The 21,579-nt window shown below is 66.4% G+C and carries 22 protein-coding genes; 13 read left to right on the top strand and 9 right to left on the bottom strand.

Annotated features, from left to right (window positions below; all coding sequences use genetic code 11):
* Window positions 1-267 precede the first annotated feature (267 nt).
* A complete protein-coding gene (locus tag ACZK3W_RS19180; RefSeq protein ID WP_006394252.1) occupies window positions 268-699 on the top strand; it encodes a CBS domain-containing protein in 432 nt (143 codons plus the stop codon).
* A 67-nt stretch (window positions 700-766) separates the two neighbouring features.
* Here ACZK3W_RS19180 and ACZK3W_RS19175 read toward each other — a convergent pair whose 3' ends face one another.
* Complete coding sequence (locus ACZK3W_RS19175) at window positions 767-1,195, bottom strand: VOC family protein (protein WP_478450191.1); 429 nt, start codon at window positions 1,193-1,195, stop codon at window positions 767-769.
* A 92-nt stretch (window positions 1,196-1,287) separates the two neighbouring features.
* Window positions 1,288-1,806 carry a lactoylglutathione lyase gene (gene gloA, locus ACZK3W_RS19170; protein WP_478450190.1) on the bottom strand — a complete coding sequence of 173 codons (519 nt, stop codon included), beginning with the start codon at window positions 1,804-1,806 and terminating at the stop codon, window positions 1,288-1,290.
* 121 nt (window positions 1,807-1,927) lie between these two features.
* Here gloA and ACZK3W_RS19165 point away from each other — a divergent pair, with 121 nt between their 5' ends.
* Window positions 1,928-3,040, top strand: a complete 1,113-nt coding sequence (locus tag ACZK3W_RS19165) for a PLP-dependent cysteine synthase family protein (RefSeq protein ID WP_285301735.1) — start codon at window positions 1,928-1,930, stop codon at window positions 3,038-3,040.
* 58 nt (window positions 3,041-3,098) lie between these two features.
* Here the strand turns inward: ACZK3W_RS19165 and ACZK3W_RS19160 are convergent, their stop codons facing one another.
* The gene (locus ACZK3W_RS19160; RefSeq protein ID WP_049460886.1) at window positions 3,099-3,503 is read right to left on the bottom strand and encodes a hypothetical protein; all 405 of its coding nucleotides are present in this window, start codon (window positions 3,501-3,503) and stop codon (window positions 3,099-3,101) included.
* 170 nt (window positions 3,504-3,673) lie between these two features.
* On the opposite strand from ACZK3W_RS19160, the gene ACZK3W_RS19155 reads away from it, so the two are divergent.
* Window positions 3,674-5,704 carry a M3 family metallopeptidase gene (locus tag ACZK3W_RS19155; RefSeq protein ID WP_478450189.1) on the top strand — a complete coding sequence of 677 codons (2,031 nt, stop codon included), beginning with the start codon at window positions 3,674-3,676 and terminating at the stop codon, window positions 5,702-5,704.
* Window positions 5,705-5,872: 168 nt separating this feature from the next.
* On the opposite strand, the gene ACZK3W_RS19150 is transcribed toward ACZK3W_RS19155, so the two are convergent.
* Together ACZK3W_RS19150 and ACZK3W_RS19145 are read right to left on the bottom strand one after the other, a co-directional pair.
* A complete protein-coding gene (locus tag ACZK3W_RS19150; protein ID WP_478450188.1) occupies window positions 5,873-6,676 on the bottom strand; it encodes an SDR family oxidoreductase in 804 nt (267 codons plus the stop codon).
* Complete coding sequence (locus ACZK3W_RS19145; RefSeq protein ID WP_032129027.1) at window positions 6,673-7,239, bottom strand: DUF1415 domain-containing protein; 567 nt, start codon at window positions 7,237-7,239, stop codon at window positions 6,673-6,675. The genes ACZK3W_RS19150 and ACZK3W_RS19145 overlap by 4 nt, the downstream gene beginning before the upstream one ends.
* A gap of 193 nt (window positions 7,240-7,432) precedes the next feature.
* Here ACZK3W_RS19145 and ACZK3W_RS19140 point away from each other — a divergent pair, with 193 nt between their 5' ends.
* The 3 genes from ACZK3W_RS19140 (at window position 7,433) to ACZK3W_RS19130 (ending at window position 11,296) form a co-directional block, all read left to right on the top strand.
* Window positions 7,433-8,899: a benzaldehyde dehydrogenase gene (locus tag ACZK3W_RS19140; RefSeq protein WP_032129026.1), complete on the top strand. Its 1,467-nt coding sequence runs from the start codon at window positions 7,433-7,435 to the stop codon at window positions 8,897-8,899.
* Between the two features lie 17 nt (window positions 8,900-8,916).
* On the top strand, window positions 8,917-10,044 hold the full coding sequence (locus ACZK3W_RS19135; protein WP_423162471.1) for an NAD(P)-dependent alcohol dehydrogenase: 1,128 nt from the start codon (window positions 8,917-8,919) through the stop codon (window positions 10,042-10,044).
* Between the two features lie 157 nt (window positions 10,045-10,201).
* Window positions 10,202-11,296: a helix-turn-helix domain-containing protein gene (locus ACZK3W_RS19130; RefSeq protein WP_317216858.1), complete on the top strand. Its 1,095-nt coding sequence runs from the start codon at window positions 10,202-10,204 to the stop codon at window positions 11,294-11,296.
* Window positions 11,297-11,331: 35 nt separating this feature from the next.
* On the opposite strand, the gene ACZK3W_RS19125 is transcribed toward ACZK3W_RS19130, so the two are convergent.
* Window positions 11,332-11,814, bottom strand: coding sequence for a YajQ family cyclic di-GMP-binding protein (locus ACZK3W_RS19125; RefSeq protein ID WP_006471121.1), 483 nt, complete (start codon window positions 11,812-11,814; stop codon window positions 11,332-11,334).
* 88 nt (window positions 11,815-11,902) lie between these two features.
* Window positions 11,903-12,865 carry an IS110 family transposase gene (locus tag ACZK3W_RS19120; protein ID WP_132808894.1) on the bottom strand — a complete coding sequence of 321 codons (963 nt, stop codon included), beginning with the start codon at window positions 12,863-12,865 and terminating at the stop codon, window positions 11,903-11,905.
* Between the two features lie 369 nt (window positions 12,866-13,234).
* Between ACZK3W_RS19120 and ACZK3W_RS19115 the strand changes: the two genes are divergently transcribed.
* From ACZK3W_RS19115 to ACZK3W_RS19095, 5 genes are all read left to right on the top strand, one after another.
* Complete coding sequence (locus ACZK3W_RS19115; protein WP_071229057.1) at window positions 13,235-14,131, top strand: DMT family transporter; 897 nt, start codon at window positions 13,235-13,237, stop codon at window positions 14,129-14,131.
* A 200-nt stretch (window positions 14,132-14,331) separates the two neighbouring features.
* Window positions 14,332-15,339 carry a methionine ABC transporter ATP-binding protein gene (locus tag ACZK3W_RS19110; RefSeq protein WP_032129022.1) on the top strand — a complete coding sequence of 336 codons (1,008 nt, stop codon included), beginning with the start codon at window positions 14,332-14,334 and terminating at the stop codon, window positions 15,337-15,339.
* Window positions 15,336-16,025: a methionine ABC transporter permease gene (locus tag ACZK3W_RS19105; protein ID WP_049399224.1), complete on the top strand. Its 690-nt coding sequence runs from the start codon at window positions 15,336-15,338 to the stop codon at window positions 16,023-16,025. Before ACZK3W_RS19110 ends, ACZK3W_RS19105 begins: the two co-directional genes overlap by 4 nt.
* Before the next feature lie 263 nt (window positions 16,026-16,288).
* Entirely contained in the window at window positions 16,289-16,567 is a 279-nt protein-coding gene (locus ACZK3W_RS19100) for a type II toxin-antitoxin system RelE/ParE family toxin (RefSeq protein WP_080356578.1), read from the top strand.
* A 10-nt stretch (window positions 16,568-16,577) separates the two neighbouring features.
* Window positions 16,578-16,877, top strand: coding sequence for a HigA family addiction module antitoxin (locus ACZK3W_RS19095; protein ID WP_049463234.1), 300 nt, complete (start codon window positions 16,578-16,580; stop codon window positions 16,875-16,877).
* A gap of 40 nt (window positions 16,878-16,917) precedes the next feature.
* On the opposite strand, the gene ACZK3W_RS19090 is transcribed toward ACZK3W_RS19095, so the two are convergent.
* Window positions 16,918-17,520, bottom strand: coding sequence for a lipocalin family protein (locus ACZK3W_RS19090; RefSeq protein WP_197615757.1), 603 nt, complete (start codon window positions 17,518-17,520; stop codon window positions 16,918-16,920).
* A gap of 127 nt (window positions 17,521-17,647) precedes the next feature.
* Here ACZK3W_RS19090 and ACZK3W_RS19085 point away from each other — a divergent pair, with 127 nt between their 5' ends.
* Window positions 17,648-17,974 (top strand): hypothetical protein, encoded by a 327-nt coding sequence (locus ACZK3W_RS19085; protein ID WP_125893417.1) that lies wholly within the window; start codon window positions 17,648-17,650, stop codon window positions 17,972-17,974.
* A gap of 69 nt (window positions 17,975-18,043) precedes the next feature.
* Window positions 18,044-20,140, top strand: coding sequence for a prolyl oligopeptidase family serine peptidase (locus ACZK3W_RS19080; protein WP_125893419.1), 2,097 nt, complete (start codon window positions 18,044-18,046; stop codon window positions 20,138-20,140).
* 136 nt (window positions 20,141-20,276) lie between these two features.
* On the opposite strand, the gene ACZK3W_RS19075 is transcribed toward ACZK3W_RS19080, so the two are convergent.
* The gene (locus tag ACZK3W_RS19075; protein WP_125893421.1) at window positions 20,277-21,464 is read right to left on the bottom strand and encodes a pyridoxal phosphate-dependent aminotransferase; all 1,188 of its coding nucleotides are present in this window, start codon (window positions 21,462-21,464) and stop codon (window positions 20,277-20,279) included.
* Window positions 21,465-21,579: the final 115 nt, after the last annotated feature.

The raw sequence follows: 21,579 nt of genomic DNA, 5'->3' as shown, positions 1-21,579 counted from the left end.
ATTCTCTGAATCGTCAGTTGGTTCCCACGACGAACTGTCCTATCGATGCCGGTAGTGACCGATGGTCGCAGTCGTAGAATCGATTTGACCGAGGGCCGGGTTGAGCGGTTGAACCCACCTCGTTCGCGTTGCAGCACATCGTCTGCCGATCCATTCCAAGCGGCAGCCGGGTGCGCCAGACGTGCGCTGAAAGGTCTGTTCCCGGGGAGGGGGCGTATCGGAAGAGCACACTTTTTTGACTTCAGTGACCTGCACCAGGAAACAAGAATGAACGTCCGCGAACTCCTGCAATCCAAGAAAGAAGCTGTCATCACCATCGACGCCGAAGACACCATCGGTGCCGCCGCCCACAAGATGAGCGCGAACAAGATCGCTGCGCTGGTGGTGATGAAGGACGATGCCCCGGTCGGCATCATTTCCGAGAAGGACATCGTGCGCACCCTGGCCGACGACGGCCCGCAGGCCGGCCGCCGGGTGATTTCCAGCCTGCCGTCCACCGGTCTGGAAGGCATTGCGCCGGAAGCGACCCTGAAGCAGGCCATGTCGCTGATGACTTACTCGCGGCGCCGTCATCTGATGGTCACCGAAGGCACCCTGCTGGTTGGCATCCTCAGCCTGGGCGACATCGTGAAGAACCTGCTGGGCGAGCTGGAGCTGGAAAAGGCCGTGCTGCAGGACATCTACATGGCCGCCCACTGAGGGCTGCAGCGCTGGAAGCAGAGAAGCCGGGCATTGCCCGGCTTCTTCGTTCACGGCTTCGGTGATATCAGAAAGTGACCTTCACCGAATCGGCACTGTAGTTCGCCGGACCGTGATAGACCACTTCGATGTTGTTGCCATCCGGATCGAGCACGAAGGCGCCGTAGTAGCCGGGATGGTAGGGGCGCTCGCCGGGTGCGCCGTTGTCCTTGCCTCCGGCGGCGGTGGCCGCGGTGTGGAAGGCATCGACGGTGGCGCTGTCGCGCGCCTGGAATGCCAGGTGGTGGCGGCCGGTCAGCTGGCCGGCGGCGGCCTCGCTGCTGGCGCTGGAAATGAACAGCTCATCGGCCCAGAAGTAATCCTCGCCTTCGCCGGCGATCGGGATGCCGATCGTGTCGAACACCGCCTGGTAGAAGCGCCGGCTGGCGGCCAGGTCGCGTACGACCAGCTGGATGTGGTCGATCAGTCGCCCGCGGTGCAGTTCCATCGTTTCCATACGAACCTCGCAAAAAAGGGGACGGAGGGGATTAAGTCGCTTCCAGCCAATAGTGCCAGAAACGACTTAATCCCCTCCGTCCCCTTTTTGGGTCAGACGTTGGCGATGATCTCGACCCAGTAGCCGTCCGGGTCCTTGATGAAGGCCAGGTTCTTCATGCGGCCGTCGGTCAGGCGCTTCTGGAAGGTCACGCCCAGGTCCTCGAAGCGCTGGCAGGCCGCCTCGATGTCCGGCACCGACACGCAGATGTGGCCGAAGCCGCGCGGGTCGCTGTTGCCGTCGTGGTAGACCGCGCCGTCCTGGCTCTCGGTACCGTGGTTGTGGGTCAGTTCCAGCACGCCCGGCAGGCCGGCCATCCACACGCGGCGCTGGCTGTCGTCTTCCGGCACCACCGCGCCGGCCGGTACGTAGGCCAGGAAGTACAGGCTGAACTGGGCGTCCGGGAAGTCGCGCTTGTCGATCAGCTGGTAGCCGAGCACGCGGGTGTAGAAGTCCAGCGAGGCGGTGATGTCCTTCACCCGCAGCATGGTGTGGTTGAACACGAAGCCGGTGGTCTCGGCCGGGGCCTGGGCGGCGACGCCGGGGACATCGCGCAGGGCGGGAATGGTCATGGGGGAGGTCCTTCAGACAGGGCCGTTGCTGGCCGGATGGGCCATTCTACCGGCCGTTACCTGACGGCACCGCGACGTACAATGGGCGGATCGCACCGTTCCGTTCTGAGCATTGCCCGCCATGTCGCAGCGTGAATGGGTGGCTGCCGCCATCCGCAAGATCGAAGCCGATTTCAACCGTTCCGCCGATACCCACCTTATCCCGCTGGCGCTGCCCGGGTTCGCGGGCATCGATGTGTACCTGAAGGATGAATCGAGCCATCCCACCGGCAGCCTCAAGCACCGGCTGGCGCGCTCGCTGTTCCTGTATGCGTTGACCAACGGCTGGCTGCGCGAAGGACGGCCGGTGATCGAGGCCTCCAGCGGCTCGACCGCCGTCTCCGAAGCCTATTTCGCGCGCCTGCTGGGGGTGCCGTTCATCGCGGTGATTCCGGCCACGACCTCGCCGGAGAAGATCGCCGCCATCGAGTTCCACGGGGGCCGCTGCCACCTGGTCGAGCGCGCCTGCGAACTCAACGGTGAATCGGAGAAGCTGGCCCGCGAAACCGGTGGCCACTTCATGGACCAGTTCACCTATGCCGAGCGGGCGACCGACTGGCGCGCCAACAACAACATTGCCGAGTCCATCTTCAAGCAGATGGCCGAGGAGCCCAGCCCGGTTCCGGAATGGATCGTGTGCAGCCCCGGTACCGGCGGTACTGCGGCCACGCTGGGCCGCTATGTCAGCTACCGCCGGCACGACACCCGCATCCTCTGTGCAGACCCGGAAGTGTCGGTGTTCTTCGACGGTTACCAGGCCGCCGTGGCCGGTGAGCAGGACTGGCGTGGCCTGACCTGCAGTGGTGGTTCGCGCGTGGAAGGCATCGGCCGGCCGCGGGTGGAGCCGAGCTTCATCCCGACCAGCGTCGATGCGATGGTGAAGGTGCCCGACGCGCTGAGCCTGGCCGCGATGCGCCATGTCAGCCGCCAGCTCGGCCGCCGTGTCGGTGGCTCCACCGGCACCAACTTCATCGGTGTGCTGCAGGCCGCGCAGTGGATGCGAGACGCGGGCCACCAGGGCAGCATTGTCAGCATCCTGTGCGACAGTGGCGAGCGCTACGCGCAGAGCTATTACGACCCGGCGTGGTACGCGCGCCAGGGCATCGATGTCGACGGCGCCGATGCACAGCTGGCAGCGGCGGTGGCTGGGCAGGGACTGCCCGAACTGCCGTGGTGCAGCCTGGAAGCGTTGTAGCCGGCAGGCGTTTCCGCCGGGCCATGCCCGGCGAGCGCAGCGGTGTGTCGTACCCCGATCAGTACCCCGCCGCGGTGAACGCATCCAGTACTGCATCGCGCAGCGCATCGGGCAAGGCCTCGATGTCCATCGCGCGATCATCCAGATGCAGGCTCGGGTCCAGGATGCTGGCACGGCCCTGGGCCAGCGCCTGCAGCCACAGCAGCACGCAGATCACGAACTCGCGCTCATGGCCCAGCCGCAGTTGGCTGGCGCCGCGCTCGATCACCTCGAACGGGTACCACTCCTGGGCATCGTTGAACGTGCCGCCCTGCTGCAGCACTGCCTGCAGTTGATGCAGGTGACGCGGGGCGTCGTCGCCGGCATCGCACAATGCGGCGATCCAGGTCAGTTCGGCCGGGCTGGCGGACAATGCCAGTGACCGGGCCGGTGAGGCGGATGCAACTGCAGCCAGACCTTCCATGTAGGGCCTCGTTCGGTGCGTACCGCTGCGGACTCCCCCGCAGCCAGAGCTTCAGCGCGGGACCGTAAGGCCGACGTGAATGCCGGGCCGTGCCCCCTTGTCAGCCCCGCCTGCCAGCGCCATATCCTGCATGCTGCCCGCCCGCCGGGCCCGTACCCTGGAGATCTGCCGTGACCGTTGCCAACCCCCTGCTCGATTTTTCCGGCCTGCCGCGCTTCGAGGCGATTCGCCCCGAGCACGTGGCGCCGGCGCTGGACGTGCTGCTGGCCGAGGCCGAAGCCGCCGTCAGCACGGCCGAGCAGGTGCAGCCGGTGCGCTGGGAGACCTTCGTTGCCCCGCTGGACGATGCCACCGAGCGCCTGTGGCGCGCCTGGGGCCTGGTCGGCCACCTGCAGGGCGTGGTCAACACCCCGGAACTGCGCGAGGCCTACAACAGCAACCTGCCGCGGGTGACCCGCTTCGCCAGCGCGCTCAGCCAGAACCTGGCGTTGTACCGGCAGTACCAGACGCTGGCCGCCAGCGCGGAGGCCGCGGGCTTCGACGAGGCCCAGCGCAAGGTGCTGGACAACACGCTGCGTGACTTCCGCCTTGGCGGTGCCGAGCTGGCGCCCGAGGCACAGCAGCGCTTCGCGGCGATCAAGGAGGAGCTGTCGGCACTGTCGGCGAAGTTCTCGCAGAACGTGCTCGACGCTACCGACGCGTGGTCGCTGATCATCGAGGACGAAGCGCGACTGAACGGCCTGCCGGAAGACGTGAAGGCCGCCGCGCATGCCGCAGCACAGAAGGACGGCAAGTCTGGCTGGAAACTGACCCTGCAGATGCCGTGCTACCTGCCGGTGCAGACTTGGGGTGAGGACCGCGACCTGCGCGAGATCCTGTACCGTGCCAGCGCACAGCGTGCGTCCGAATTCGGCGATGACACGCTGGACAACAGCGGCAACATCGACCGCATCCTCGCCCTGCGCGCGGAACTCGCCGCACTGCTCGGCTTCGGTTCGTATGGTGACTATTCGGTGGCCACCAAGATGGCGCAGGACCCGGCCGAGGTGCTCGGTTTCCTGCGCGACCTGGCCTCGCGCGCCAAGCCGTTCGCGGCCAAGGACCGTGCTGAACTGGAACAGTTCGCACGCGAGCAACTCGGTATCGACAGCCTGCAGGCCTGGGACCTGGCATTCGCTGCCGATCGCCTGAAGCAGGCGCGTTACAGCTATTCCGAACAGGAAGTGAAGCAGTACTTCACCGAACCGAAGGTGCTGGGCGGCCTGTTCTCGGTAATCGAGCAGCTGTACGGCCTGCGCGTGCAGGAGGACAGCGCGCCGGTGTGGCACGAGGATGTGCGCTTCTTCCGCCTGGTCGATGCGCAGGGCGCGCTGGTTGGCCAGTTCTACCTGGACTTGTACGCGCGCGAAGGCAAGCGCGGTGGCGCGTGGATGGACGATTGCCGCAACCGTCGCGTGCGTGGGGATGGCAGCGTGCAGACGCCGCTGGTCTACCTGGTGTGCAACTTCGGCCGTGGTGCCCACGGCAAGCCGGCGACCTTCAGCCACAACGAAGTAACCACGTTGTTCCATGAGATGGGCCACGGCCTGCACCAGCTGCTGACCCGCATCGGCGAACTGGGTGTGGCCGGCATCAACGGCGTGGAATGGGACGCGGTGGAGCTGCCCAGCCAGTTCATGGAGAACTTCTGCTGGGAATGGGACCACCTGCAGGGCATGACCGCGCATGTTGAAACGGGTGAGCCGCTGCCGCGCGCGCTGTACGAGCGCATGCTGGCCGCGCGCAATTTCCACAGCGGCATGGCCACCGTTCGCCAGCTGGAGTTCGGCCTGTTCGACATGCTGCTGCACAGCCAGTTCGAGCCGGCGCAGGACAGCGTGCTGGCACTGCTCGATCGTGTGCGCGCGGAAGTGGCGGTGAACCACCCGCCGGTCTGGAACCGCTTCCCGCATCAGTTCAGCCACATCTTCGCCGGCGGCTACGCAGCCGGTTACTACAGCTACAAGTGGGCCGAGGTGCTGAGCGCCGATGCCTATGCGGCGTTCGAGGAGGCGCCGCAGGCGCTGGCTGAAACCGGCGCGCGCTTCCGCGAAGAGATCCTGTCGCGTGGTGGCAGCCGCCCGGCGGCGGAGAACTTCAAGGCCTTCCGCGGCCGCGCGCCTCAGATCGACGCGCTGCTGCGCCACTCGGGCATGGCGTAAGGTGTTTGGTAGGTGCCAACCTTGGTTGGCACGTTACCGCGATCCACGCATGGCGTGGATCTACCGGAATGTTCGGACATGGCGTAACGCCTTGGTAGGCGCCAACCTTGGTTGGCGAAAAGCCCAGGCCAACCAAGGTTGGCCTCTACCGGGCGTCGCGCCTTGGGGTCATTCGGCGTAGATCATCTTCCGGGTCATGCCGCCGTCCACGATGAAGTCCTGGCCGGTGGTGAAACCGGACAGCGACGACAGCAGGTACACCGCCAGTGCACCGATGTCTTCGGGGCGGCCGACCCGGCCGACCGGGTGTTGCGCATGGTCGATGGCTGAGTATTCCGGCGCGTGGCGCCGTGAGGGTGCCTGCCACGCAGTGGTGCCGATCCAGCCGGGGCTGATGCTGTTCACCCGCACCGCCGGGCCGGTGCTGATCGCAAGTGCATGGGTGAAGGCCACCAGCCCACCCTTGGCTGCCGCGTAGGCTTCGCTGTGTGCTTCGGATTGCCAGGCGCGGGTGGAGGCGATGTTGATGATCGCACCGGCGGCGCTGGCGATCAGTGCTGGCAACGTGTGCTTGCTGCACAGGAATGCACCGTGCAGTGACGACAGCCGGCGCTGCCACTCGTCCCAGTCCATATCCTGCAACTCTGTGCCGTGTGGACCGGCGATGCCCGCGTTGTTCACCAGTCCGTCGATACGGCCGAAACGCTGCAGGGCCACGGCGATGAAGTCGCGCACGCTGGCTTCGTCGGTGATGTCCAGGCGCTGGAACGCGGCATCCTCGCCGCGCTGCCATTCCGCCAGACACGCTTCTCCGGCCTCCACGTCCAGGTCGCCGATCAGCACGCGTCCACCGGCACCAAGTACGGCCTGGGCAATACCACGGCCGATGCCGTTGGCACCGCCGGTGACCAGCACAACCTTGCCCGACAGTGGCGCGGCCGGCCATGCGGCGATCGGCGGCACCGTGCTCACGTCAGGTCTTCGCCGCGCAGGCGGCGATGCCAGCCGTCCACGCCGATGCGGTCCAGGGTCTGGATGTTGCGCTCGACGATCACGTCCGGGTCCGGATAGACATCCACCGCGCGTGCCACGCTGTCTTCGCGCAGCAGGTGCAGGGTGGGGAAGGGTGCGCGGTTGGTGTAGTTGCTGGCGTCGTCCGCGGCCACGCCATCGAACTGGTAGTCCGGGTGGAAGCTGGCCACCTGCAGGATGCCCTGCAGGTCCAGTGCCTCGATCGCCGCATCGGCGTTGTCGAGGAAATCGTTGTAGTCGAGGAAATCGGTCAGCACCTGCGGATGCACGATCAGCGTCGTGTCGATCTGCTCGGCCGGCGTATCGCGCAGCAGCACCAGCTCCTCGGCCAGCTGTTCAACCAGCGCTTCCGGCGTGGTCGCATCGCTGAGCACGATGCGGACCTGGTCCTTCACGTACACCGCCTTGGCGAACGGGCACAGGTTCAGGCCGATGACGATGCGCTCCAGCCACAGGCGGGTGGCGGCGATCGGGTCATCGGTGGGCAGGTGGGAATCGGTCATGGCGGGCACGTGGGCTGGCGGGGCCGCCATTGTAGGCAGTGTGCCGGTGCTGCGCTGTCCACTGTGCAGGAACTGGACAGTGGCGAAGCTGGAAATTCCTGAAGATTCAAACCGTTGCGCGCTACCGATGGATGGCCGATTGCCAGTCCGGGGCGACGGGCGTGGAATGGATGCACGACACAGGAGGACACCCATGACTGCATCTTCCCCGTGGCTGCCGGACGCCCTCTGGGCCGGCGCCTTCTTTGATGGCCACTGGCAGGCTGCCCCGCAACGGCACCCGGTGATTGAACCGGCCACTGGCCGGGAGCTGGGCGAGATCGGCCTGGCCGACCCGGCGCAGATCGCGCGTTCGGCGGCTGCCGCGGCACAGGCGCAGCAGGCTTGGGCGGCGGCGCCCTACGAACAGCGTGCCGACGTGCTGCGCAAGGCCGCGCGTCTGGCCGAAGAAAACATCGACACCCTGGTCGAGTGGCTGGTGCGCGAAAGCGGCTCGACCCGCCTGAAGGCCGGCTTCGAGGCCAAGGTGACGATCAAGGCGCTGCACGAGGCCGCCGCACTGCCGTCGCGCAGCACGGGTGAGATCCTGCCCTCCGAGCCGGGCAAGCTGAATCTGGCGCGGCGCCGCCCGCTGGGTGTGGTCGGGGTCATTTCGCCGTTCAACTTCCCGCTCTACCTGGCGATGCGTGCGGTGGCCCCGGCGATCGCGCTGGGCAACGCTGTGGTTCTCAAGCCGGACCCGCGTACGGCAGTGTGTGGTGGCGCGGTGATCGCACGCCTGTTCGAGCAGGCGGGCCTGCCGGCAGGCGTGCTGCACATGCTGCCCGGCGATGGCGCGGCCGGGGCCGCGCTGACCAGTGACCCGCACGTGGCGATGATCCAGTTCACCGGTTCCACCGCCGCCGGGCGCAAGGTCGGCGAAGCGGCGGGCAAGCACCTGAAAAAGGTTTCGCTGGAGTTGGGTGGCAAGAATTCGTTGATCATCCTGGACGATGCGGACCTGGACCTGGCGGTGGCCAACACCGCGTGGGGCGTCTACCTGCACCAGGGCCAGATCTGCATGGCGACCGGCCGCGTGCTGGTGCACCGGAAGATCCATGACACGTTCCTGCAGAAACTGGTGGCCAAGGCCAACGCGCTGAAGGTAGGCGACCCGGCACGTGAGGACGTGGCGATCGGCCCGCTGATCAATGCTGGCCAGCGCGACCATGCTGCACGCGTGGTCGAGCAGGCGGTGCAGGCCGGTGCCACGCTGGAAGCGGGCGGCACGCACCGGGAGCTGTTCTTCGCACCCACCGTGCTCGGCAACGTTGCGGCCGACAATCCGGCCTTCAGCGAGGAAATCTTCGCGCCGGTAGCGGTGGTGGTGCCGTTCGACGATGACGACGAAGCCGTGCGCCTGGCCAACGACAGCGAGTACGGGCTGTCGATGGCGATCGTGTCCAGCAACGTCGGCCGCGCGCTGAAGATCGGCGAGCGCCTGCGTACCGGTCTGCTGCACATCAACGACCAGACCGTGAATGACGAGGTGATCAACCCCTTCGGCGGCGTCGGCGCGTCCGGCAACGGCACCAGCATCGGTGGCCCGGCCAACGGCGAGGAGTTCACCCAGTGGCAGTGGTTGACCGTCAAGGGCGAAGCGCCCGCTTACCCGATCTGATCGAAGGAGCCATCACGATGAACGACAACAACGCAACGCGTGAGATCACCGCCGCCGTGGTACGCGGCAAGGAGCAGCCCTTCGTCATCGAGCAGGCGACGCTGCGCGGTCCGCAGGACGACGAGGTGCTGGTGAAGGTGGTGGCCACCGGCCTGTGCCATACCGACCTGATCGTGCGCGATCAGTACTATCCGGTGCCGCTGCCGGCGGTGCTGGGCCATGAGGGGGCGGGCATCGTCGAAGCGGTTGGCCCGAACGTGCGCGACCTCAAGGCGGGGGATCACGTGGTGCTGACCTACGGCGCCTGTGGTCACTGCAATCCCTGCCGGGGGGGGCACGGTGCTTACTGCAGGGATTTCTTCGCCCTGAACTTCGGTGGCGATGATGGCCACGGCCATACCGCGATCACCGATGCGCAGGGCCAGCCGCTGCACGATCATTTCTTCGCCCAGTCCTCGTTTGCCACCTACGCGCTGGCCCGCGAGATCAATGCGATCAAGGTGCCTGATGACGCACCACTGGAACTGCTGGGCCCGCTGGGGTGCGGCATCCAGACCGGTGCCGGTGCGGTGCTCAACTCGCTGCAGGTGCGGTCGGGCAGCAGTTTTGCAAGCTATGGTGCCGGTGCGGTGGGCCTGAGCGCGGTGATGGCGGCCAAGGTGGCCGGGGCCACCACCATCATTGCCATCGACGTGGTGCCTTCGCGCCTGGAGCTTGCTCTGGAGCTGGGGGCCACCCACGTGGTCAACAGCCGGGAGACCGATGTGGTCGAGGCGGTGCGTGCGATCACGGGTGGGGGTGCTGACTTCGCGCTGGAATCAACCGGTCGTCCGGACGTGCTGTCCGCTGGCATCGAAGCGCTCGGTGGGCTGGGCATGATGGGCGTGGTCGGTGCGCCGAAGCTGGGCACCACCGCCAGTTTCGATGTGAACAACCTGCTGCTCGGCGGTCGCAGCATCCGCGGCATCGTCGAGGGCGACAGTGTGCCGCAGGTGTTCATTCCGCAGCTGGTGACCCTGTTCCAGCAGGGACGCTTCCCGTTCGACAAACTGGTGAAGTTCTATCCGCTGGAACAGATCAACCAGGCGGCCGAAGACAGCACCCGTGGCATCACCCTGAAGCCGGTGCTGCGCATCGCGGCGTAGTTTCCCCTGTTGGTTGTGCCGGCCGCTGGCCGGCATGGGGCAGATCCGTTTTCCATAACGGCTCTGCCCCTTTGTTTGAACGCGTCTTGAAACGGAAACGCTCCGTTGCCGAGACGTAACATGGCGTTGCCGCTGGCGGGTGTACGCTGCGTCCATGATGGCCACGACAGTCGGGCAGCAACAACTGGTGGCGGCACGTGCCGCTTTCGCCGACGGCGATGCGCGCTCATTGGGCGTGTTGCCGCTGCCGCTGCAGCAGTCATGGCTGCGTTCGCGCGCGGCGGGCCTGCAGCCGGGGCAGGAGCCGGACTATCGGCCGCTGCTGGGCGATGGCCGCCATCTGTCCCATCCCGATGACCGGCGCCTGGCGCGTTGCGTGCAGCCGGAGCTGGAACAGCTCTGGGCGGCCTTCGGTGGGCGTGGCTGGACGATGTTCTGCGCCAACCGCGACGGCATGGTGATCGCGCAGCAGGCCCACGGGCTGGAAGATGCTCCCTTGCTGCGGCCGATCCAGGTCGGGCGACAGCTGGGCGAGACCGAGATCGGCACCACCGCGCCAGCGGTCAGCCTGGCCGACGATGTGCCGGCACTGGTGCGCGGCAACGAACACTACCTGCAGCGGTTCGCGCCGGTGTTCTGCCTGAGCGAGCCACTGCACGATCTCGACGGTCGGGTCTGCGGAGTGATCGATATCACCGGTCTTGGCGAGCGCGATCCCGCGCTGCTGCAGGGCTATTTCCGGCAGGCTGCGCTGGCCAGCGAAAATCGCTTGTTCCACAGCCTCACCGACGTGCATCTGCTCGCCGTGCAACATGATCCGCGCTGGCTGGCGTCACCGCTGCAGGGACTGCTGGCGGTGCAGGAGGATGGCCAGCTGCGTGCAGCCAACCGCGTTGCACGGCGCCTGCTGGGCCTGCCACGGCGCGGGCCGTTGCCGCTGCTGGGTCTGGAAGCGCTGTTTGCCGGTGCCAGTGCGGCGCAACGGCGTCGGCTGCTGCAACCGGGCGCAGCGCATCGGGTCCGGCTGGGCGAGGGCAGTGCGGTCTACCTGCAGCGTCTGCAGGGGCCGCGGGGCGCGGCGCACCGGTCTACTGTGCGAAGCACCCCGGCAGATCCAGGCGCGCCGCTGCTGCGTGACCAGCAGCGTGAGGCCGCGCGTCGCGCGGCCCTGGCCGCTGACGGCAACCTCAGCCTGGCCGCACGCCAGTTGGGAATCTCGCGTACCACGCTGTACAAGCTGCTGCGCGATTGACCGCGTAGTCCACCGGGCAGGGCCCGGCGGGGGCATCAGTCGCGGAAGTTGTTGAACTGCAGCGGCAGCTCGAACTTGCCGGCCTTGAGTACGGCGATGGCGTCCTGCAGATCGTCGCGCTTCTTGCCCTGCACGCGCAGCTTGTCGCCGTTGATCTGGCTTTCCACCTTCAGCTTGGCGTCCTTCAGTGCCGCCGCGATCTTCTTGGCGATCTTCTGCTCGATGCCCTGCTTGACGGTGATCTTCTGCCGGGCCTGGGCCAGGTTGGTTTCGATGTCGCCGAACTCCAGGCTGAGCACGTCGATGCCGCGCGCGGCCAGGCGTGCGCGCAGGATGTCGTTCATCTGCTTGAGCTGGAACTCGGTCGGCGCAGTCTGGTTGATGACATCGCCATCGCGTTCGAACTTGGCGTCCACGCCCTTGAAGTCGAAGCGGGTGGCCAGTTCGCGGTTGGCCTGGTCGATGGCGTTGGTCAGCTCGTGGGTGTCGACTTCGGACACGACGTCGAAGGAAGGCATGGGCGAGGCTCCGCAGGATTCAGTGGTGGCCATTCTATCGTGCCGGCCTGCATGCCCGCTTTGTAGAGTCGAGATCCTATGTTCGTGGTCAAGCCTGCTGGAAGCAGGCTTGACCCACCTTCAGCATGGCCGGATCGAAGTCCCGGCCGCTTTTGAAGACACCCCAGGCGATCCTGGCCAGCTTTCTGGCCAGGATGTTGAAGACGGCGGTGCTGGGGTGACCGCGTTTTGACAGCTCGTCGTAGAGCGGTTGCCCCCGACGACACCGCTTGAGCCCCATGGCGGCCATGTAGAGCATCTGGCGCAGCACTGGCGCGCCCTGTTTGGACAGCCGACGCCGTCCCGTTCTGCCGCCAGACTCGTTAGGCCGGGGATCCAGGCCGGTGCAGGCGATCCACGCGTTGGCGTTGGCCAACGGCCAGCGCGTCATGTAGTAAATCAGGTGAGCGGCGACGGCGGGGCCGATACCAGGGATGGTCAACAGGCGCTTGTAGAGCGTGCCATGCTCTCCATCGCGACCCAAGCGCTGCAGTTCGCTTTCCAGCTCGGACAGCGTCCCAGCCAGAGCGCAGAACAGATCTGACAGCTCCCCGGGGGCACTTTTGCTTACCCCGAAGGATTGCTCCAGGCGCGCGCGTGTCTTTACCAGCGTCTGCCGCTTGCGCAGCAAATCGTGCATCTGCTGCTGCTCATCGGTACGCGGTACGTATTCACGCAGGCGATCGTTCTCCTTCTTCACGTACCGGGCGATCGCTTCGGCGTCCATGGCGTCCGTCTTGCCACGCGAGCCCGTCGCCCGGCCGTAGTGCTTGATCAGACGTGGATTGATCACATAGACAACGTGGCCTGCCTGGCCAGCCATCCGAGCCAACAACTCGTAGTACCGCCCCGTCGCCTCCATGCCAATCCGGCATCGCTGGGGCAAGGTGTTGAGCCACTGGGCTATGCCGGCCCGGGTGTTGGCGATCCTGTCGCCGGCCTTGCGGTCGGCCACTGCCGGTACGAACTCCTTGGAGTCCACGTCCACGCCAATATCGAGAGAATCAGACATTTGTACGGCTCCCAGCTATCTTTAAGGGGCTGGGGTGGTACCGCACCGACGTTAGCTTGCCTACATCGACGATTCCCTTTGGGGGCCGTACGATCCTTTATCGACGTTCGTGTGCGGGATGGGGATCGCTCGACTCGTCTGTCGGCTAGTATCCGCAGATGCATGCTTGACGGTCCCTCCACCCTGGCTCCTACATACCTCGTAGGAGCCGGGAGGAACATACAAGCCATGCTCGACTGGCTCCCTCCCTTGTAGCGCCGAGCCATGCTCGGCGGCTTTGTGAAGAGCAGTCGAGCAAGCTCGACTCTACAAAACGGCCAGTCGAGCAAGCTCGACTCTACAAACCGGTGCTGTCGGCGATAATGGGCCATGAATGTGCAACGCTCCCCTTCGCGTGCGGTGGCCTGGATGGTCGCTGCGGTCGCCTGTTTCTCGCTGATGGATGCTGGCATGAAGCAGCTGTCGGCCAGCTATCCGACCCTGGAAGTGACCTTCCTGCGTGGTGCGGCTTCGTTGCCGTTCGTGCTGGTCTGGGTGCTGGTCAGCGCCGGCCCGCGCTCGCTGATCCCGCGCCGCTGGGGCCTGCACCTGCTGCGTGGTGGGCTCGGCATGGCGATGATCGGCTGCTTCGTGTTCGCCCTGCGTGACCTGCCGCTGTCCACCGCCTACACCATCTATTTCGTTGCCCCACTGCTGATCGCCGCGCTGTCGGTGCCGTTGCTGGGTGAGCGGGTTGGCCCGCGGCGCTGGGTGGCCATCGGCATCGGCCTGGTCGGCGTGCTGGTGGTGCTGCGGCCGGGCGTGGACGGCTTCATTTCGGTGCCGGGGCTGATGGTGCTGGCCGCGGCCACCGCGTATGCGGTGGCGGCGATCACGGTCAGCCTGCTCACCCGCACCGATACCTCGCAGTCGATGGTGGTCTGGTTCCTGGTGATCATGGCCATCGGTGCCGGCCTGCTGGCCCTTCCCGGCTGGGTGCCGCTGCAGCTGGAGCATGCGCCGCTGATCGCCGGCATGGGTCTGGCCGGAGCGCTCGGTCAGATCGCACTGACCAAGGCCTTCCAGCTGGGCGAGGCGTCGATGATCGCGCCGTTGGAGTACAGCGGCCTGGTGTGGGTGATCGGCTGGGACCTGGCCTTCTGGGGCCAGCTGCCGGACAGCTATACCTGGGTGGGCGCGGCGATCATCGTCGCCTCGGGGCTGTACCTGCTGCACCGTGAGCGGGTGAACCGGCAGGAACCGCCGAAGCCGCTGGATCATCCCTGAGCCGGGGTAGTGCCGGCCGCTGGCCGGCAACTCCTTGCCCCGGAGGGATCGCTGCAGGTGCCGGCCAGCGGCCGACACTACCGGGTGCGGGCGACTTAGAACCAAAAGGAATAACATTCTGGCCCATGGCGCGGGCGCGCGACCGCCTGCGCTGGTAGGCTGCACGCCCCCTTCCGTCACCCAGCCGGTGAGCCACGCCCGTGATCGAGTTCCAGCGCCTGCACAAATCCTATGCCGTTGCCGGCCGCGCAGTCAGCGCGCTGCAGCCGCTGGACCTGACCATCGAGGCCGGTGAGGTATTCGGCATCATCGGCCATTCCGGCGCCGGCAAGTCGACCCTGATCCGCATGATCAACCGCCTGGAAGAGCCCAGCGGTGGTCGCCTGCTGATCGGTGGCGAGGATGTCACCGCACTGGACGCGGATGGCCTGCGCGCGCTGCGCAGGCGCATCGGCATGATCTTCCAGCACTTCAACCTGCTGTCGTCGCGCACGGTGGCCGGCAATGTCGCCTTCCCGCTGGAGCTGGCCGGCACGCCGAAGGCGGAGATCGACGCGCGCGTGGCCGAGTTGCTGCAGACCGTGGGCCTGGAGGCGCATGCGCAGAAGTACCCCGCACAGCTGTCCGGTGGCCAGAAGCAGCGCGTCGGCATCGCCCGTGCGCTGGCGACACGCCCGCAGATCCTGCTGTGCGACGAGGCCACCAGTGCGCTGGACCCGCAGACCACCGCCTCGGTGTTGTCGCTGCTGTCGAAGATCAATCGCGAGCTGGGCCTGACGATCGTGCTGATCACCCACGAGATGGACGTGATCCGCCGTGTCTGCGACCGTGTCGCCGTGCTCGACGCCGGCCAGATGGTCGAGACCGGGCCGGTCACCCGGGTGTTCCTGCACCCGCAGCACCCGACCACGCGCCGTTTCGTCAGCGAATCGGAGCACGTGGATGAAGGCGCGCTGCACCGTGATTTCGATGCTGTCGGTGGCCGCATCGTGCGCCTGACCTTCCTCGGCGGAGACACCTACGAACCCCTGCTCGGCAGTGTCGCGCGGGAGACCGGGGTCGACTACAACATCCTGTCCGGCCGTATCGACCGGATCAAGGACACCCCGTATGGCCAGCTGGTGGTCGCCCTGGTGGGCGGTGACCAGTCCGCCGCGCAGGCCGCGTTCGTGGCTGCCGGCGTGCACGTTGAGGAGCTGCGTCGATGATCATCGCCACTGCCGGCGGATTCTTCCGCCACCTGGATGCGGGCAAGTGGGCCGACATCGGCCAGGCCACCATCGACACCCTGCTGATGCTGCTCGGTTCGCTGCCGCTGACCCTGGCCATCGGCCTGCCGCTGGGCGTGCTGCTGTACCTGTTCGGCGCGCCGCAGATGAAGCGCCGTCCGTTCGCCTACGGCGTGCTGGCGCTGGTGGTGAACCTGTTGCGCTCGGTGCCTTTCATCATCCTGATGATCGTGCTGATCCCGGTCACCCTGTTCCTGATGGGGACGTCGCTGGGGGTACGCGGTGCGATCGTGCCGCTGGTGATCGGTGCCGCGCCGTTCTACGCGCGCCTGGTCGAAACCGCACTGCGCGAAGTGGACCGTGGCGTGATCGAAGCGACCCAGTCGATGGGTGCCACCACCTGGCAGCTGGTCACCCGCGTGCTGCTGCCCGAGGCGCGCCCCGGCCTGATCGCCGGTGCGACGGTCACCACCGTGGCGCTGATCGGCTTCACCGCGATGGGCGGTGCGATTGGTTCCGGCGGCCTTGGTGACCTGGCGTTCCGCGATGGCTACCAGCGTTCGCACACCGACGTGGCCCTGGTTACCGTGGTCCTGCTGCTGATCCTGGTGCAGTTGCTGCAGATGCTCGGCGACCGCCTGGTCGCGCATTACAGCCGCAAATGACGAGGCGCCGGGGCGCTGCCCCCGGCGTCGCCCGGTGCATCGCTCTGCCGGCCAGCGGCCGGCTCTACCCCATTGCCTGGAAACGGTAGTGCCGGCCGCTGGCCGGCAGAGCCTGCAGAACCTGCAGAACTTCAACAGTGTGCCTGTCATAGCGCCAGGCTCTGGAAGCCGCCACACCCATCAGGAATCGATATCGCCAGACTGGGACTGGCAGCACACCCCGTTCCTTGGTATGTTCCGTTCAACGTAATACGTTTTACGGAATGATCCGTTCATTCCGCTGCAAGCAGACCCGTGCCCTGTTTGAAGGAACCTGTCCACGTGCCTGGCTTTCGATCCGGCGGGCTGCCGAGCGCAAGCTGCAGCTGCTCGACTCGGCACAGACGTTGGCATTCCTGCGCAGCCCGCCCGGGAACCGACTCGAGGCGCTGTCAGGTGATCGGAGAGGGCAGTACAGCTTGCGTATCAATGACCAGTGGCGGCTGTGCTTTACCTGGACTGACAACGGTGCCGATGCCGTGGAAATTGTTGACTATCACTGAGGTGCCCGCCATGAAGCGTCCCCACAACGGCATGCGCGCCATCCATCCTGGCGAGATCCTGCGCGAAGAGTTCCTGATGCCTCTGGCGTTGAGCGTGAACGCGCTGGCAAGGGCCTTGGATGTTCCCGCAACACGGCTGCACGCCATCGTGCACGGGGAGCGCAGTATTTCGGCCGATACCGCGGCACGGCTGGCGCGACATTTTGGTGGGGATGCCGCGTCCTGGCTTGCGATGCAGGCGGCCTACGACCTCAAGACATTGCCAACGCGCAGCGAGATCGAGCGACGGGTACAGCCGCGGGCAGCGTGAATTCGGGGCGCACGGACCGAGGTCCGCGGCCACAATCCAGTCAACGCACGTTCGGTACTTCGTAGCCCAGCTTGCCGACCTGCTCCGGGTGCTGCGGCACGCGCTTGAGCTTGTCGGTGTTCACGCCGTACTCGTCGCGCAGGCGCTCGGCCAGCTCCTTGTACAGGGCTTTGTCCATGTCCGGCGTACGCGAGAAGATCCAGGCCATTTCACGGCCGGGATAGCCGATCAGCGCCCACGAGTAATCCGGCGCTACTTCCAGCACCCTCGAATGGGTGGGCACCACGCGGTAGAACCAGGTGCGCCAGCCGTGGTTGCCACTGTCCGGGTCGACGCTGGCGCGGGCACGCACTTCCTGCAGCGGTTCGCCGAAGCCATCACGGTAGCGGTAGGTAATGCCGACCTTGTGCTCGTCGCGCAGTTCGTAGTTATTGACGCTGGCCACATGGCCGCGCTCGATGAAGTTCGGTACGCGGCCGATCACGTACCAGGTACCCATGAAGCGCTTCAGGTCGATCGGTGCGTCCAGGGCAGCCGCACCAGAGGCGCTGGTACGGGGCGACGGCGGCTCACTGGCGGCCACGGCGGGGCCGGCCAGGGAAAGGGCCAGCAGCGCGGCGCAGAGCGGGCGGATCGAAGTCATGCGGGAGCGGGCTCCAGTGGGCTTGCACGCGCATGGTCGACTGTGTGCACGCGATCCGTCAATGGTGTCGCAACCTGTGAGAAGGGGGTTGCCCATGCTGTGTTGCATTGTCCACCGGAGAAGCCCCATGAACGCACGTTCCGTCCGCCGCTCTGCAACTGAACGCGTCATTCTCGAGCGTGCCGACCCGCGCCTGCTGCGCAGCGTGCAGCAGCTGGCCCTGGCCGGTATGGCGCTGGTACTGGTCTGGCCGGCCGCGCGCGGCAGCAGTGCCTGGCTGGGCTGGCTACCCATGTGGCTGGTGGGCATGCCGCTGGTGGCCTGGTGGGCGTTGCTGCGCTTTCCGTTGCCGCGCCTGTCGTGGCTGCGGCTGGCGCGTCGTACCGGTGGACAGGCACGTCGCCGTAGCGGCGGGACGGCGCGAGGCCGTCGCGGCTCCACCGCCGCGGCCTGACCTTCGACACGGGGGCGGCCGCGGCGATCCATGCTAGCGTTCCACGGCTTATGACTGCCTGGAGCTGCAATGTCTCGACTCGCTTCCGCCTGCCTGCTGGCCGGCATGATGACCGCTGCCTCGGTGGGGACCGCCGTGGCCGCTGAAGACACCGATCGCTACGCCTGGCTCGAAGATGTCACCGGCGACAAGCCGCTGACCTGGGTCAAGGAACAGAACGCCAAGTCCGAGGCGCGCCTGGCGCAGACCCCGGCCTTCAAGCAGATGGAGACCAGCATCCGCGAGGTGCTCGACTCCGATGCCAAGATCCCCGGCGTGCAGAAGATCGGCGACTACTACTACAACTTCTGGAAGGACCAGCAGCACGAGCGCGGCCTGTGGCGGCGCACCACCCTGGCCGAGTACCGCAAGGCCTCGCCGCAGTGGGAAACCGTGCTCGACCTGGATGCGCTGAACAAGGCCGAGGGTGAGAACTGGGTCTGGCATGGCGCCGATTGCCTGCGCCCGGACTACAGCCGCTGCCTGATCGCGCTGTCGCGCGGCGGCGCCGACGCCGACGTCACCCGTGAGTTCGACCTGGCCAACAAGACCTGGATCAAGGACGGCTTCTTCCGTCCCGAGTCCAAGGGCGGCCTCAACTGGGTCGACCGCGACACCGTGTTCGTCTACACCGACTTCGGTGCGGGCTCGATGACCACCTCCGGCTACCCGCGCGTGGCCAAGCTGTGGAAGCGCGGCACGCCGATGACCTCGGCCACCGTGGTGTACGAAGGCAAGCCGGAAGACATGTACATCGCGGCGATGCACGATGACACCCCGGGCTTCGAGCGCAACCTGGTCAGCCGCACGCTGGCGTTCTACAACAACGAGCTCTACCTGCGTGGCGACGATGGCACGCTGACCAAGATCGACGCGCCGAACTCGGCCGAGAAGGGCCTGCACAAACAGTGGCTGACCCTGGAACTGCGCGATCCGTGGACCGTGGGCGGCAAGACCTACGCGTCCGGTTCGCTGCTGGCGACGAAGCTGGACGACTTCCTGGCCGGCAAGCGCGACTTCGAGGTGCTGTTCACCCCGACCGCGACCACCTCGCTGGCCGGCGCCACCTGGACCAAGAGCCACCTGGTGCTGAACGTGCTGGATGACGTCAAGAACCGCCTGTCGGTGCTGACCCCGGGCGCCGATGGCTGGCAGACCAGCCGCTTCGTCGGCGCGCCGGCCTTTGGCACGCTGGCGGTGGGCGCAGTGGACAGCAACGACAGCGATGCGGTGTGGCTGACCGCCACCGACTACCTGACCCCGACCACGCTGGCTCTGGCCGAGATCGGCCAGGCGCCGGAAACGTTGAAGACCATGCCGGCCTTCTTCGATGCCAAGGGCAAGGTGATCGAGCAGCACTTCGCCACCAGCAAGGACGGCACCCGCGTGCCGTACTTCGTGGTGCACGACAAGGCGATGAAGCTGGACGGCTCCAACCCGACCCTGCTGTACGGCTATGGTGGCTTCGAGATCTCGCTGACCCCGAATTACTCCGGTGGCATGGGCCGCGCCTGGCTGGAGAAGGGCGGTGTGTACGTGGTCGCCAACATCCGTGGTGGTGGCGAGTACGGCCCGCGCTGGCACCAGGCAGCGCTGAAGCAGAACCGTCACAAGGCCTATGAAGACATGGCTGCGGTGGCGCGCGATCTGGTCAAGCGCAAGATCACCAGCGCCAAGCACCTGGGCGTGCAGGGTGGCAGCAACGGTGGCCTGTTGACCGGCAACATGCTGACCCAGTACCCGGAGCTGTTCGGTGCAGTGGTGGTGCAGGTGCCGCTGCTGGACATGAAGCGCTACAGCCACCTGTTGGCCGGTGCCTCGTGGATGGCCGAATACGGCAACCCGGACACCAGCGACTGGGAGTTCATCAAGACCTTCTCGCCGTACCACCTGTTCGACGCGAAGAAGAACTACCCGCCGGTGCTGTTCACTACCTCCACCCGCGATGACCGCGTGCACCCGGGCCATGCCCGCAAGATGGCGGCGAAGATGATCGACGCCGGCAAGGACGTGACCTACTACGAGAACATCGAAGGTGGCCACGGCGGCGCAGCCAACAACGCGCAGGCCGCACACATGTCCGCACTGGCCTACAGCTTCCTGTGGGAGCGGTTGGGCGGCAAGTAAGCAGAACGGAAAACGCCGCCCCAGGGCGGCGTTTTTCGTTGGGTTCACGTATCCACGCATGGCGTGGATCTACCTACGTATCGTGCGCTGGGTCAGTAGATCCACGCCATGCGTGGATGCCGTTCGCGCAGATCGATCAGGCGCCCCAGCTCTTCAACCCGCGTGCAATCCGCGCCACCGCCTCCTGCAGCCGCGGCACTTCCTGGGTATAGGCCAGGCGCACATGCTGGTTGGCGCGATGGAAACCGAAATCCAGGCCCGGGGTGAACGCCACGTGTTCGGTTTCCAGGAAGTGCGCACAGAACGCCTGCGCGTCATCGGTGAACGCGCTGACGTCGGCGTACAGGTAGAACGCACCCTGCGGTTCCACTTCGATGCGGAAACCAAGCTCGCGCAGCGCCGGCAGCAGATAGTCGCGACGCTGGCGGAACGCCTCGCGGCGCTGTTCGAAGATCGACATCGATTCCTCGCTGAAGCAGGCCAGTGCGGCATGCTGGGCGATGCTCGACGCGCTGATGTACAGGTTCTGTGCCAGCTTCTCCAGGTCCGGCACCGCCGCCGGCGGCGCCACCAGCCAACCCAGCCGCCAGCCGGTCATGCCGAAATACTTTGAGAAGCTGTTCAGCACGAACGCGCTGTCATCCACCTGCAGCACGCTGGGTGCATCCAGGCCGTAGGTCAGGCCGTGGTAGATCTCGTCCACCACCAGATGGCCGCCACGCGCGTGCAGGGCCTGCGACAGTGCTGCCAGTTCGTCGGCGGACAGCACGGTGCCGGTCGGATTGGCGGGGGAGGCCACCAGTGCGCCGACGCTGTCGGCATTCCAGTGCTGTTCCACCAGCGACGGTGTGAGCTGGTAGGCGGTGTCCGGGCCGACCGGAACCAGCTGTGCACCGCCTTCCACCAGGCGCAGGAAATGACGGTTGCAGGGATATCCGGGGTCGGCCAGCAGCCAGTGGCGGCCCGGATCGACCAGCAGGCTGCTGGCCAGCAGCAGCGCACCGGAGCCGCCGGGAGTGACCAGGATGCGTTCGGGATCGATATCCAGCCCGTAATGGCTGCGATAGAAACCACTGATCGCCTGGCGCAGGGCCGGCAGGCCACGTGCGGCGGTGTAGCGGGTATGGCCGGCGGCCAATGCGGCCTGGCCGGCACGCACGACCGGTTCGGCCGTGGTGAAGTCCGGTTCGCCGATTTCCAGGTGGATCACATCGTGGCCCGCCTGTTCCAGCGCCTGCGCGCGGGCCAGCAGGGACATCACGTGGAACGGAGCGATTTCATGGCTGCGCCGGCTGTAGCCCGGCGTGTGGGGCAGGGTACTCATGTGCCCATGGTACGCCGCGCGTCCTGGTCGTGCCGGCCGCTGGCCGGCAACCACCCGCCTCTGTTTATCCCAAGGTTGCCGGCCAGCGGCAAGCACGACCCATGACGATCCGCAG

This window comes from Stenotrophomonas sp. 80084_Sma (assembly GCF_056481995.1).
This window is presented reverse-complemented; position numbering and strand designations above follow the sequence as displayed.